General features: G+C 33.9%; 13 protein-coding genes and 2 pseudogenes. 4 read left to right on the top strand and 11 right to left on the bottom strand.

The window, feature by feature from the left end; genetic code table 11:
- Nucleotides 1-25 precede the first annotated feature (25 nt).
- The 3 genes from JFU23_RS21305 to JFU23_RS21300 form a co-directional block, all read right to left on the bottom strand.
- Nucleotides 26-325, bottom strand: a complete 300-nt coding sequence (locus tag JFU23_RS21305) for a hypothetical protein (RefSeq protein ID WP_001006056.1) — start codon at nucleotides 323-325, stop codon at nucleotides 26-28.
- A gap of 181 nt (nucleotides 326-506) precedes the next feature.
- Nucleotides 507-770, bottom strand: a complete 264-nt coding sequence (locus JFU23_RS30270; protein WP_207200014.1) for a malate synthase — start codon at nucleotides 768-770, stop codon at nucleotides 507-509.
- A gap of 10 nt (nucleotides 771-780) precedes the next feature.
- Nucleotides 781-1,629 carry a CPBP family intramembrane glutamic endopeptidase gene (locus JFU23_RS21300; RefSeq protein ID WP_201032664.1) on the bottom strand — a complete coding sequence of 283 codons (849 nt, stop codon included), beginning with the start codon at nucleotides 1,627-1,629 and terminating at the stop codon, nucleotides 781-783.
- 139 nt (nucleotides 1,630-1,768) lie between these two features.
- Between JFU23_RS21300 and JFU23_RS21295 the strand changes: the two genes are divergently transcribed.
- Together JFU23_RS21295 and JFU23_RS21290 are read left to right on the top strand one after the other, a co-directional pair.
- On the top strand, nucleotides 1,769-2,470 hold the full coding sequence (locus JFU23_RS21295; RefSeq protein ID WP_002064182.1) for a response regulator transcription factor: 702 nt from the start codon (nucleotides 1,769-1,771) through the stop codon (nucleotides 2,468-2,470).
- A gap of 9 nt (nucleotides 2,471-2,479) precedes the next feature.
- Nucleotides 2,480-4,207, top strand: coding sequence for an ATP-binding response regulator (locus JFU23_RS21290; RefSeq protein ID WP_201032663.1), 1,728 nt, complete (start codon nucleotides 2,480-2,482; stop codon nucleotides 4,205-4,207).
- 153 nt (nucleotides 4,208-4,360) lie between these two features.
- On the opposite strand, the gene JFU23_RS21285 is transcribed toward JFU23_RS21290, so the two are convergent.
- Nucleotides 4,361-5,263: an AraC family transcriptional regulator gene (locus JFU23_RS21285; RefSeq protein ID WP_002064180.1), complete on the bottom strand. Its 903-nt coding sequence runs from the start codon at nucleotides 5,261-5,263 to the stop codon at nucleotides 4,361-4,363.
- 136 nt (nucleotides 5,264-5,399) lie between these two features.
- On the opposite strand from JFU23_RS21285, the gene JFU23_RS21280 reads away from it, so the two are divergent.
- Both JFU23_RS21280 and JFU23_RS21275 read left to right on the top strand, forming a co-directional pair.
- Nucleotides 5,400-5,885, top strand: a complete 486-nt coding sequence (locus JFU23_RS21280; RefSeq protein WP_201032662.1) for an RNA polymerase sigma factor — start codon at nucleotides 5,400-5,402, stop codon at nucleotides 5,883-5,885.
- 5 nt (nucleotides 5,886-5,890) lie between these two features.
- Nucleotides 5,891-7,015 (top strand): anti-sigma factor, encoded by a 1,125-nt coding sequence (locus tag JFU23_RS21275; RefSeq protein WP_201032661.1) that lies wholly within the window; start codon nucleotides 5,891-5,893, stop codon nucleotides 7,013-7,015.
- Nucleotides 7,016-7,079: 64 nt separating this feature from the next.
- Here the strand turns inward: JFU23_RS21275 and JFU23_RS21270 are convergent.
- The 7 genes and pseudogenes from JFU23_RS21270 to JFU23_RS21245 form a co-directional block, all read right to left on the bottom strand.
- Nucleotides 7,080-7,313: pseudogene (locus JFU23_RS21270) on the bottom strand (hypothetical protein); the annotation flags it as partial.
- Between the two features lie 398 nt (nucleotides 7,314-7,711).
- Nucleotides 7,712-8,083: pseudogene (locus JFU23_RS21265) on the bottom strand (hypothetical protein); the annotation flags it as partial.
- 447 nt (nucleotides 8,084-8,530) lie between these two features.
- A complete protein-coding gene (locus tag JFU23_RS21260; RefSeq protein ID WP_201032660.1) occupies nucleotides 8,531-9,508 on the bottom strand; it encodes an HD domain-containing protein in 978 nt (325 codons plus the stop codon).
- Between the two features lie 133 nt (nucleotides 9,509-9,641).
- Nucleotides 9,642-10,748: a metallophosphoesterase gene (locus tag JFU23_RS21255; RefSeq protein WP_201032659.1), complete on the bottom strand. Its 1,107-nt coding sequence runs from the start codon at nucleotides 10,746-10,748 to the stop codon at nucleotides 9,642-9,644.
- A gap of 750 nt (nucleotides 10,749-11,498) precedes the next feature.
- Nucleotides 11,499-11,636 (bottom strand): hypothetical protein, encoded by a 138-nt coding sequence (locus JFU23_RS30640; protein ID WP_198285154.1) that lies wholly within the window; start codon nucleotides 11,634-11,636, stop codon nucleotides 11,499-11,501.
- Nucleotides 11,637-11,656: 20 nt separating this feature from the next.
- The gene (locus JFU23_RS30635) at nucleotides 11,657-11,818 is read right to left on the bottom strand and encodes a hypothetical protein (RefSeq protein WP_242483531.1); all 162 of its coding nucleotides are present in this window, start codon (nucleotides 11,816-11,818) and stop codon (nucleotides 11,657-11,659) included.
- A 10-nt stretch (nucleotides 11,819-11,828) separates the two neighbouring features.
- Nucleotides 11,829-12,677: a hypothetical protein gene (locus JFU23_RS21245; protein WP_201032658.1), complete on the bottom strand. Its 849-nt coding sequence runs from the start codon at nucleotides 12,675-12,677 to the stop codon at nucleotides 11,829-11,831.
- Nucleotides 12,678-12,991 lie beyond the last annotated feature (314 nt).

The raw sequence follows: 12,991 nt of genomic DNA, 5'->3' as shown, positions 1-12,991 counted from the left end.
ATATTCATAGTCCTTAAAATCCTTCTTAAGGAAGTACATCTATTAACAAACTAAAATCTTGCAAAGAAAAAGAACTATATTTCATAATACCTTGTACAGTTAAAAGTAAAATAAGACCCATCACACACATATAATTAATACTTTCTTCATGCTTTTTCTCAGCAACTACTCCGCCCGTTATGCATAAAATCCCTAATAAATGGAGCGCTAAATACATAAAAAAGTAAGCTTCCTCCCAGCGAAGAACAACATTTACTGTCGTAATCAATACTAAACTCAGTACAATCAAATAAAAAAACTTATTTGACGATATTGTTTCATTCATATAATTTTATACATCCCTTTCAAATTTCGAATTAATGATGATTTAGTTTTCATAAAGTGAAACTTTAATCAGTGGGGTTTTGTTCATCCCCACTGATTATTAGTTGAACCAATCGGGCATTTATGGACAGTTAATCTCCCACCTAACTTCTTTGCTCCAGTCGAATTTTGAGGTGGGAGTTTTACTGCCCGTTAATGCGGGATAAAATAAAAGTCCCCATCACTTTCTCAAACATTTTATGAGCCCTAACATAATTCACTTCATTTTTTACATACTGTCTGAAGATGCGCTTCATCATTTCTTCTATAATAAAGCTGACTATTATTAATGTCCCTAACACGATAAAAAGAAAAATAATATTTCCTGTATCATTATTGATGGAACAGTACTTATATCTAATAGAAGTACAATAATCTATCATTTCCTTCAATATTTTCTCAAACATCTTCTCTACCTTACTTATCTCCTGCTATACTCGAAAAGCTCTTTTCCTTCTCCGCATATATAACAGGCACTTCTTTACTCCAATATTTGCGATTCACAAATAAAAAGATGAGCACTAAGTTTAATCCTGTCATAAAAATAATTAATCCTGGAAAGAATGTCGTATAGTTCGAAAAATCGGCAAAACTCATTATCTTTTCTCTACTTACTAAAAAAGAAGAACTAAGCACAAGCGCATTGTTTAACATATGAATAGCAATTGGCATGAGTAAGCTTTTCGTACGAATATATACAATTGATAGTACGATGCTAAACACAACTGCACCAAGGAAATCAACATGTAAGCACCCAAATAAAAGTGCTACAACGACCATTGCTATACTAGTACCCCATTTTGCCGCAAAACGCTGCAGTAAAAACCCTCGAAAAACAAACTCTCCGACAATAGGCGCGATAAATACAACCATAATAAATTGAAATACATATCCCCCGGTACTATCTATAATCGGTTCATGCAAGGCATTCATAATAAAATCTGGTGTAATCCATGCAAAGCTGTACATATATAAAATAAGATAGCCGTAACTAAACATACAAAGCATAATCGCGATGTACAAAACTTGCACTAGGTTAAATGTTTCGTTTCTATTAATAAATAATGAAAATGAAACACGATGCTTTCTATATCCGTAAAAAATCCATATTATTGGAAGGATATAAAATATAAGCATATTTATAAAAGATGAATTTTGTATATGAAATGTACTTTCTAGCAATTCATTACTGCTTCGTGCTATTAAAATTAATAGTGCAAATACAATTAAAAAATATCTAGCTCGCATCGTTTGAAACGGATTCACATTCATCTCCTCCCCATGTTACTTTTATCATATCATTTGAATCTTAATTTTTTGTGAAAGAAAACCTTAAAATTTCCTTAAAAATTCCATAAGTTACAAAAAGATGATATGATATTCGAGGAAATTAGGAGGGATTCATATGTATCACGCAAATATTCTACTCATTGATGATGAAACAGCAATTTTACAATTACTAACTACCATTCTTGAAAAAGAAGGTTTTTCTCATATTACAACTGCAACATCTGCGGAAATAGCCTTATCTCTCACCGAGCAAAACAATTACGATTTAATTATTTTAGATGTAATGCTTCCTGGACAATCCGGTTTTGACATTTGTCCAATCATTCGCCAAAAAACGGATTGCCCTATCTTCTTCCTAACAGCAAAAACATCTGATGTAGATAAAATTTCCGGATTTTCATACGGTGCGGATGATTACATTACGAAACCATTTAATCCACTAGAAGTAGTCGCTCGTATGAAAGCTCAACTCCGAAGACATATGAAACAAAACATACAAGAACAAAGAATATACTCCTTTTCTTTTGGGAGATTTGAAATTGATCAACATTCTGCGGAACTAACAGTAGATGGAAACGTTGTCGAATGTTCCGCTCAACTCTTTCAACTACTACTATTCTTTTGTGAGAATCCGAACTACGTATTTTCGAAGGAAGAATTATATGAAAAAGTTTGGGGAGCACCTGCCTATAATGGAGATGATAATACTGTTATGGTTCATATTCGAAAACTACGTGAAAAAATTGAACAAGATCCAAGTAAACCAGAATACATAAAAACAGTTCGTGGACTTGGCTATAAGTTCATTACAAAGTAGGTTAAAGATATGAATTTTAATAAACGACTTATAATCCAGTTTATTTTACAACACGTTTTTGTCTTAGTTACGTTACTTATCGCAGTAATTGCTTCTTTTTCTTATTTAATTTTTCTTCTTAATAGTACTTTATATGAACCTAATATTTCTGATTATGATACCTTTACAATCTCCGAATATATTTCTTCTGAAGACAATAACATTACTTTAAAATCTGAGGTAAAAGATTTAATAACAGAAAAGAGTGATTGGCTTCAAATTGTAGATGAAGATGGAAAGGTCCTTTACAACTTTAATACGCCTAACGATGTTCCGACCTCTTACACAAAGACATCCTTACTTACGTATTTACAGAATAGTAACAACAATATTTATAAATTTAACTATTGGGAAATTAAATTAGAAAAGAAACCAGTGATCGTTATTTACGGTGCCAAACTAAAAAGTAATGCATTACTAAAAACGATACAACAAGGACACCCTTCTTTATCATTAAATGAACAAGAAAAACAATTACTTTCTAAAGAAAAAGCAACACTGCAAATATTTAATAACAATGGCGAAGAAGTTTTTTCCTATCCAACTGGGAAGAAAAAAACATTTTCGGCTATAAAAACGGCTCTTAATGAAAAAGAACCGTGGAATTATAAAGAAAATACATCTAGTTTTTACGATTCAAATAGCGGTCATCTCGTCGTTGTATCCGCCCCAAACGCTCATTATTATCCAGATGATGAATTAGATGATATATTTACCAAGAAACTTCTAATCGGATGCAGCTTAATCCTCCTTATTGTGTTTGTTTATTTAGTCATTCTTTCAATTTGGTATGGAAATAAGTTTGGAAAGCCTTTATTACACACGATGCGCTGGCTTAAAAACATAGCCGGAGGAAAATATGAAGAACCTGTTAGTAAAAAAGGCAAACCTGTTCGGTTTCGGCGCTCCGGTAAAGAAAAATGGTCGTTCCGCATATTTAAAGATGTTACAAACTCACTAGAGCACCTTTCTATTACTTTGAAAAAGAACGATGCAATGAGAAAAGTACTGCAACAAACACGTGAAGAGTGGATTACCGGCCTGACGCATGATCTAAAAACGCCGCTTAGCTCTATATACGGCTATGCATTATTACTAGAATCGAAGCAATATAATTGGACGGATCAAGACATTCAACAATTTGGCCATGTAATGAAAGAAAAATCTCAATATATGACTACATTAATTGACGACTTAAGCTTAACATATCAATTAAAAAATGATACTCTTCCTGCGCAACACATAAATGTTGAAATTAATCAGTTCGTCCGAAAAGTACTATTACAATTTATTAATAACCCGACACTGCAAAATCAAAACATTGAATTCGTGCCAAGTTCAAGCAAAATCCAATATTTTATTGAAGAAAAATGGTTCCAACGTATTATCGAAAACCTACTCGCAAACGCTGTAAAACATAATAATGAAACGACAAACGTAATCGTAAAGCTTTCGCAAAATGCAAATTCATTTACACTATCTATTTCAGATAATGGAAAAGGTATGGATGATAAAACGAAAGAACTTCTATTCGAGCGATATTACAGAGGAACGAATACAGAAGAAAGCAACATCGGAACTGGACTTGGTCTCGCCATTACAAAACAGCTCGTTCATGCCCATAACGGAACGATTTTCATTGATAGTGAACTTGGAAAAGGAACGACGATTATACTTGTGTTTCCGTTTAGTTCGTAGAAAAAGGTGCTTTTATAAAGCACCGTTCTCTTTTCGGAGCAGCGCGCTAGTAAATGAAATTATATCGACTTAACTATAAAATACAACAATAGTAGCAACCTATTAATAAAAGAAGACCGTCCAAAAATACCTTTTGAACGGTCTTTCTTTCTATTATTTCTTCTTCACTGGTATCCAAAGCTCAACTTGAGCAAACTCACTCTTATCTGCATGGCAACGCTCATCGTACTGTTCAAACTCTGTAACTCCGCAATGTTCATATCCTGAATGCGGGAACCATTCTGAGAATACTGCATTCCACGTTTGGTGAATAGACGATACCATTTCTTCATGAGGAACTTTAGGCGTTGTAAATACTGCATACGTTGCGGATGGGAATGTACGCTTTGCAACTGCATTTGGTACATTTTCAAAGTCTGTAACTTCCATTCCGATAATATAAGTGAAGTCCCCTGTTTCTAAATTAAAATCAGTACATAATCCAAGTTCTACCCATTGGCTCGTATCTTTACGATTCGGAATCGTCGTTCCAAGATCTTTTTGTAAATATTCTTGCCAAAATGCTGGAATGTCTTGATGGTTTTTTCCTTCTTTACTTGTCGTCTTCAGCTCATAACCCGCCATTAAAAATTCTGGTTTATTTACAATACGATATTCCATTTGTATGCCCCCTAAATATGGATTTAATTTTCTTTGTTTTACATTCACTCTATAATACATTGGTGTTTCAATTTCTTGTTTTCGATATTCACTTGGTGTCATTTGAAATAATTTTTTAAAGGCTCTCGTGAACGTTTCGTGAGATTGAAAGCCATGCTCAAATGCGATATCAATAACTTTTTCATCCGTATGAGAAAGTTGATAAGCTGCCCGGGCTAACCTCCTCTTTCGAACATACTCCATTACTGTATCGCCTACTAACGCCTGGAATACACGATGAAAATGCGACTCAGAAAAACCTGCAACACGTGCTAAATTACGCAGCGTTTGTTTTTCCATTACATCTTCCTCAATATAATCAATTGACCTTTGAATTTGTGTTTCATAGCTTTCCATCTCTGTTCACCCGCCTTATATGTATTATGATAAAAGAGAATCCTATCCAATTCTTGACGTTTTTTACTATAATTTCGTAAAAATTGTAACTTTTTTATATGTATTTCGTTGTTATGTATGAAGGGAGGGAAATGTAGTGAAACGTAAACAATCATTAGAAGAAATTTACTCAGAGCATATGCAAGATTTATTTCGCTATCTTCTCTCCCTAACCGGAGATTCTCACTATGCTGAAGATCTCATGCAAGAAACATTTTACCGCATGCTCGTCCATATTGACTATTATAAAGGAGAAGAAATTAGGCCGTGGTTATTTACAATCGCCTACAACGCCTTTATCGATTGGTACCGAAAAGAAAAGAAGTATAAAACAACGCAAATTGAAGAATTCCATTTACCAAACGTGCCAAGTACAGAACACTCTTATTTCGTAAAACATGAGATTGCTAGTTGGTTACAAAGTATATCCTCTCTTCCGCTCGAAAGACGAAATGTGTTACTACTACGAGATTACTACGGATTCTCTTATAAGGAAATAGCAGAAATGACGGGGCTCTCGTTAGCGAAAGTGAAAATTGAATTACATCGCGGACGAAAAGAAATGAAAAGCATAAAGGAGTGATACAGATGGGATGTGCAGAGTTTAAAAAACTGTGGGAGAAATATGAAACAGGAATGCTCACACATGATGAACAAGAACAGTTAGAAAGTCATATTGAAACTTGTGAAGAATGTGAAACTCACTTAGATGAACTGTTAACAAAAACAGAGCCAATTAAGAAAAAGTTACCGCCAAAAGATCTTAAAATTCCTTTTTGGAGAATTAAGTGGAAACATCGGTTACAGATGCTTGGTTTTATACTAGTAATTTGTATCGTTATATATATAATCGGCGGGGTATTATCTGCCTTTTATTTTCAAGCTAATAATGATAAAAGGCTAGAAGAAATAAGAAGTGTGCCTTCTCTTGCACTTGAAGCAACTATCCCAAACAGCCGTGTTATGGGAGGCGGAACAAGTGTAGAAGCTTTTTTCCGTACAAACAGCCGCTTTGATTTAGTAAGAACCGTCGGTAAAAAAGAAATGCCACTCGGTACAATAGAAACAAAAAGCTTCTTATCATCTGTAGATGTCACGAAGCAAACTTGGATGAATCCGTTCTATCAACCACAACTCTTCTTTGTTCATCCCAAAACAGAGCAGGGTGATTATTTAAAGGATTCCTCAAAAAAAGTATGGGATACACTTGCAAAAGTACATGATGGAACCGTTGCAGAAGTAGCAATTTCTTTTGATAAAGCTTACACTTTAAAAGAATTAGAACCGCTTTTATATAGCATATTTGAAGCACAAGAACTCCCTCCAACTCCTGTATGGTACGCTTTAGATACAGGACAAGAAAGAAAAAATGTAGATGACTATATCTTACATGGCGGAGAAGCTATAGGATTTCCAGAACATGTAAGATTTCTAGATAGTAACGCAGACAAGTACAAAACGCCAGAAGATCAAGTAATCGAAATGATGCGCGTCCTTTCTATCCATAAAAAAACGGTAAGTAAAATAGCAGCACTTCCTGAGAAAGAACTAAACTTAGATAAACGTTATAAATATGTAAAAGATAACGGCGTAAAAGTATACGGCATTGTCATTACGGGGCCGTCGAAAGAATTATTAAAATTACAAAACTCCCCGCACGTACGTTATGCAACTCTTGGAGATATTGAGATTTGGAATTGGTTTGATCAGTGAAAATGAAAAGGTTGTGTAGAAAATAGCAGCTATTTTCTACACAACCTTTTTAATAATTTAAAACCTATATTTCACTAACAGAATCTGTGAATAAAGCGTGGAATACGTTAACTTCCCCCATACGTAAACATTCCGTTTCTATATCAGGAATTGCAGTTCTAGCAACCTCTCGTTCTACTCTTATAAACCCTTTTGTATTCATTAGTTTTTCAAATTCACAAATGGTATCCATTTCTACATCGGTTGTTTCAAAGGTCCATTCCCTTAACTCTTCATCATATGTTGTTTTTAATACGTATTGACACTCCCACCCCTAAAGGGGCCAGCTGACTAACGTCAGTGGGATTCTTGCTACCAAAGGCGAAGTCCATTTCTGGTATCGCTGACGTGCAAGATTGCGGTGTGCCATCACCACTCCCACAACAGACCATATAGGTTCGTGGGCTACGGTACTGTGACCATACCGTACAGATTGTTCGTTCTCAACTGTTTTTACGTCTTTTGCATGACGACTTAATACATTTTACGGAGTAGAAGAATTGGCTACCCCAACCTCATATGTATTCTGTTTTCAGAGAACAGTCGTTTTAGAGTCTTTTGCATGACTATGAATAAAGTATACCATGTTTCGCTATGCAAAAACGATGCTTTCATCCCACGTCTAAAGACGGACTAAAGTCCTGCGTGGGCTTTCCCGTATCGTAAATTCTGTAAGCTAACAAAAACCCCTAAATCAAGGCGCTCGCCTCTTGATTTTCGTATCCAATCAATATCATCATTTAACATCGGTTCTTTTCCATTTAGTAACACATTATATTCTAGACAATTATATAGGTTTAAATCTGTATAGTCTGACACGTGATAATCACAAAATGTTGACTCGATTAAAGACAAAATTTCCTTTTGAGAGCTTTCGTTTTTTATAAAACTCTCTTTCAAGTCTACAAACTTTTTATGCTCTTTGGACTCCTCGTACAATCCTTCTTCTTTCACAATATTTTTCGGAAAGAATTTGTAAACTGTTTCTTTTAATTCATTCATCATTTCAGGTTTTGCCGTTTTAACCATTCTGTAAATCCTCCTATGCTAAAAAGAATTCTCACCGCAATAAAGAATCATACCCTAAATATGTTATTAATTAACAAATAAATTATATTAAAATAAGCAATATGATTCAATTCTGTTTTTTAAAAATTTTTCTGTTATAATGGCTGATTCCGAACATTTTATTTATCATAATATGAAAATTACAACAAAAAACGACAAAAATCTTTAAATTCCCTTAAAAAATATAACAATCCATATACAAAGAACGAAAGATTCTAAAGCGATTATTGAAAAATATATTATTTTTGTCACATTAAAAATTAGTACTTTTTTCACAAATTATTTTTGATGGAAAACTTTATAAAAAAATTTTTTTACTATAAAAGGTATTTCTCTGGTAAAATATTATAGTCTCGTAAAAATGCAACACATTTTCATACGAACAACCCTTTTCCTATTACAAATAAACTAATTAGAAATCACTTTCACATATATTCCTCTTACCGCTTTTTCATAAGCGATATCGCTCATCTGTCTTATTTTTTCTGATACGGCCGACGACTGAATAATTTTCCCTTCACGAAGTAACGGCGGGTCAATGAGACGCACTTTATTTTTCTGATGTAGATCATACTCATTTCTATCTTCTTTTACTTCTATACTTGGATGAACTTTTCTTAATAAAGCATCTACTTCTTGATCTTTACATAGCTGCAATTTCGATATAAGCTCATGATCTTCAAGAAGAAAATCGTCTGGATGGATTATCTTTTTATGAAGAGCTAACTTTAACGTTTTAACTAACATATCGTTTCCATAAATATTAATTGGTTTCATAAAGAAATCAATTACTTCTTTGTAATACGTCTTCGTAAACCATTCTGCAATTTCAATATTTTGAAGAACCATTTTCCCATCTACTTCGATTAAATCCTCTAAAAAACTATGAACTTCTTCTAAAGAAATATATCCATATGTTAACATATCCCGTAATGTGTAATCCACTCGGTCTGCACATAATTCTGGTGCAGATTTTTCCAGTAACGTCCACTTCGAATCATCTAACAAAATATCTTCATAGTTATAACCATGTTTTGAAAGAATCGCCGGGATTTCCGAGTTTTTCACGACAGAACTAAATATTTCTTCATGATAACTTTCATTTTCGTTATCAAAAACGTAATCGATCACATGGGAAAAAGCAGTATGCGATACATCATGCAGTAAACCAGCAATCTGTTCTTCTACTGAACCACCAAGTTTTTTAATTAACAACATAGTACCAACTGAATGATCAAAACGTGTTACATTCCATTTCTCATTCATTAAGTAACTTGCTCCGGCCTGATGAACCCCTTTCAGCCTTTGCACAGGTTTACTTAAAATTAATTCTTCTAACACTTTATCTACTTTAAACTCACCGTATATGACATCTGATATGATCACTTAAAATCCCCCTTTTCAAGCAGAGTCTTCTTATAGTATCTCTTTTTTCAGAGAGTAAATAAAGAACTTCCCTCGAATATTTTGTACCTTTAAATTAAAAAATAGAGAGCACTCAGCTCTCTATTTCACAATCCTATTCAAATGTAACTTCAACCTGCACAATCTCAGATCTACTTCCCAGTCTAAGCGGTGGTCCCCAGAATCCAAATCCAGAAGAAACAATTGCGTGGAATGCACCTTTTTGTGCGTATCCCCAGTCTAGTTCGTACATTCTTCTCGTCACAATATGGTTCGGCGCCATTTGTCCGCGATGCGTGTGACCGGATAATAATAAATCAACGCCGGCGTCCGCTGCTTGTTTTAATTCAAATGGTTGGTGATCCATTGCGATAACAGGAAGCGATTTATCTACCGTACTCATTAGATTTTCAAAGCTTTGACGATCTCGCTCTGTTTTATCCCTTCTTCCAACGAGATAAAAATCATCTTCAATTGTAATGACTTCATCTAAAAGAATACGAATATCAATCTTATCCATCTCTTGTAAAAACTCAGGAACAGCTCGGCCGTAATATTCATGGTTTCCTAACACACCATATACGCCTAATGGAGCTTTCATCTGTTTCATGATTGGTCCCATATTTTTCTGAATGAACACACCTGGATGATCATCGATAATATCACCCGGCAGTAAAATAATATCGGGTTTCATTTCATTTACATGACGAACGAGTCTCTTTAAATGAGCAACTCCAGACAGTTTACCGAAATGCATATCAGAGGCCATCGCAATGCGTAAACTTTTACGCCCTTCTACTTTTTTCGGTATATGTACATCATACTTTCTTACAACCGGGCTATACGCATTAAATACCCCGTATGCGAAGATAAAGAAAAATACGAGTAAAGTGACTGCTCCTGTCCAAATAATTGCCGTCTCTTTCTCCACTGAAAACTGTAATAATAAGACGGCAATATCGGCTAACGGCAATAACATAAGCGCGTATTGTATAACCGCAAACCAAATTGAACCGACCGTTCGCAGGAAAGGAAGGAATTTAAACACTTGTACGAGAATATACGCATATGAAATGAAGCCAACTACGAAAGCGTAATATCCCCAAGATTCCCAGCCGAACACCGTACTGAGCCAAACCCATCCGTTCCAGCCGATGTAAAACATGAGTAGTGTGTATACAATTAAAATAGTGAATATATTGAAATAACGAAAATTTTTCACTGCTAGCCTCCTTATTGATTTCTTCTATTATATCTTGTTATGTACCAATAACGTAAATATTAAGCGTTCCAAATGGACCGTAATAAGCTGCTTTATCTGCTACAGCACAAAGTTATTTTTACAGGTTTTCTTTATAGTAACCTGCTATTTGTGATCCTCTTGCATTAAATCGGGCATTTTTTTGTAGCTGATATATTAAAACCACCTTTTCTTAGAATTAGTTTTTTTCGGTCTATAATCCGTATATCCTTTTTTATACACCTTATAATATCCATCTACAAAAACCGCCACGTCCGGAATCCATCCTATCCCTCCAACAGCTTTACTACCAGTGAATAGCGCTCCTTTGACCGCTGATTTCGCTATATTTTCACTTAATTATAAGGACTACTTTTCTTTTATAAAATCCCACTGGCTATACCAACACACCTACATAGAAAAACAGTCTGCAAGAACAGTAAGTGGTGAGTAGTTTACTGACGAGAAGATTCATAGTCAAATATAATACATGATAGTATTACCAAAAATACTACACCACTATATTGTATAGCAAGGGGAATACCATTTAAAACAGATGCTAATATGTCTGTAAATGTAACCATAAAAAGTAGTGTAAGTATCGTTAACATAAGTGCAGCTGAAAATAAGAAACCTTGTTTGATACATTTAAAAATCCAGCTGATTCCAATACATATTAAAATTATACGTACTGGATACTTTAAAAGTATCGAAAATAAATTATCTACACTATTAAAATTCATCATCAAATTCACCAAGATCACTTTCTGGATTTTTTATTATTTTAACGCTAGTTTTTATATGTTTGTTTATGTCCTTTGTATACTGCCTATCCAAAACATAAGCATTTTCTATTAATCTAACGCCCACAAATGCTTTGAGACCTAATTTTAACCTGCTTTTCTAGCAGCTTTATTCACATATTCCTTGTTATAGGCTGGCCTATTTTGCTGTTTATAATTATGTTTACCTGTAGAATACCAAAGATAAAACCTGCGTATAAAGACAATCCTTTCTCTTAACATTGCAATTCTCTTTAAACGTTCGCTCACATTTATCCCCTCATGTATTAAGTAACTCAACATAATACAGCGTATCATCCGTCTGAAAATACATAACAGATCCGCGGCTATAATAAGTAACAAATTGAATCGGTTCTCCTAGTTCATTACGAAGATTCATATCATGCACATGATTATTGTTTAAATCATAAACAACCAACTTTTTATCTCGAGTAATGAATACTACTTTATCTTGAACAACCGCAAAACTTTCCGACCATATTTCCATCGTTACATTTATTTCATTCCACAACACATGAAAATTTTTATCTTTCATTTGAACTAAAGGAAATTCTGAATAATAATAGAGCCAAACGTCTCCATCTATAACGTTCATTGCATAACAATCATCTATAGGAGGTACATTAAACCTTTCTACATATTGATCATAATTATTAAAAATCAAGTGACCTGTAGAGTCAAAAGCAACTATACCATTTACTCCAATTGGGCACTCTCCGAAAACCCCTTCATCACAATAACTAACCCATATATCTTCATTCACATCAACCTGACAATCTTGAATCCCTTCTCCGGCATAAAACTTACAATGTTCACTTCCGTCCGAATTATAAATAACCGCATTATCTTCTTCATAATTAAATATAAGTAACCATCTCTCTCCAATTCGTTGCATACATTGGACTGATTCAACATCGATATCTACGTTTAAATTGAAACTCTTTCTATTTACATTATTTTTATCCAAATAAATAATACAAGGTCGATTCTGCTTGTCTTGTACTAGTAACATTACATTTTGTTTATAATCCAAACTCATTTTTTTAAACTGATAGGCTTCAACAATAGACTTAAAACTTATTAACTCTTTACATATAATACCTTTCATATAGATGAAAATCCTCTCATTGATTCTAAACATAAAAATAAGCGTTAAACTTCTATACTTTTAATAAGTTTGACGCTCGCTCTCAATTATTATTTTAAATACTGCCCTTTCATTCTCCTAATCCTAATCCCAGATTGGTGCGGCAGAAAAACCTTCAAGACTCATTTCCATTGAATTTAAAAGTATTTAAAAATGAAGAAAGCTGACTTTTAATACTAAGTATATATTCATAGAATTCATATATATAACAACTTAGCGTGCTATCTCCTTCACCTGAGAAGTCAGTTATAACAATCTTGATGAAATTATCATCC

The sequence above is a fragment of the Bacillus sp. TH50 genome (assembly GCF_016650565.1).
GTDB lineage: Bacteria > Bacillota > Bacilli > Bacillales > Bacillaceae_G > Bacillus_A > Bacillus_A mycoides.
The sequence above is the reverse complement of the archived record's forward strand: the minus strand, read 5'-3'. Positions and strand labels throughout refer to the sequence as shown.

Excerpts from the sequence above, each read along its gene's own strand:
- JFU23_RS21275 (WP_201032661.1), top strand. The coding sequence starts at position 5,891 with ATGGGATGTGCAGAGTTTAAAAAACTGTGGGAGAAATATGAAACAGGA.
- JFU23_RS21295 (WP_002064182.1), top strand. The coding sequence starts at position 1,769 with ATGTATCACGCAAATATTCTACTCATTGATGATGAAACAGCAATTTTA.
- JFU23_RS30270 (WP_207200014.1), bottom strand. The coding sequence starts at position 770 with ATGTTTGAGAAAATATTGAAGGAAATGATAGATTATTGTACTTCTATT.
- JFU23_RS21290 (WP_201032663.1), top strand. The coding sequence starts at position 2,480 with ATGAATTTTAATAAACGACTTATAATCCAGTTTATTTTACAACACGTT.
- JFU23_RS21285 (WP_002064180.1), bottom strand. The coding sequence starts at position 5,263 with ATGGAAAGCTATGAAACACAAATTCAAAGGTCAATTGATTATATTGAG.
- JFU23_RS21245 (WP_201032658.1), bottom strand. The coding sequence starts at position 12,677 with ATGAAAGGTATTATATGTAAAGAGTTAATAAGTTTTAAGTCTATTGTT.
- JFU23_RS21305 (WP_001006056.1), bottom strand. The coding sequence starts at position 325 with ATGAATGAAACAATATCGTCAAATAAGTTTTTTTATTTGATTGTACTG.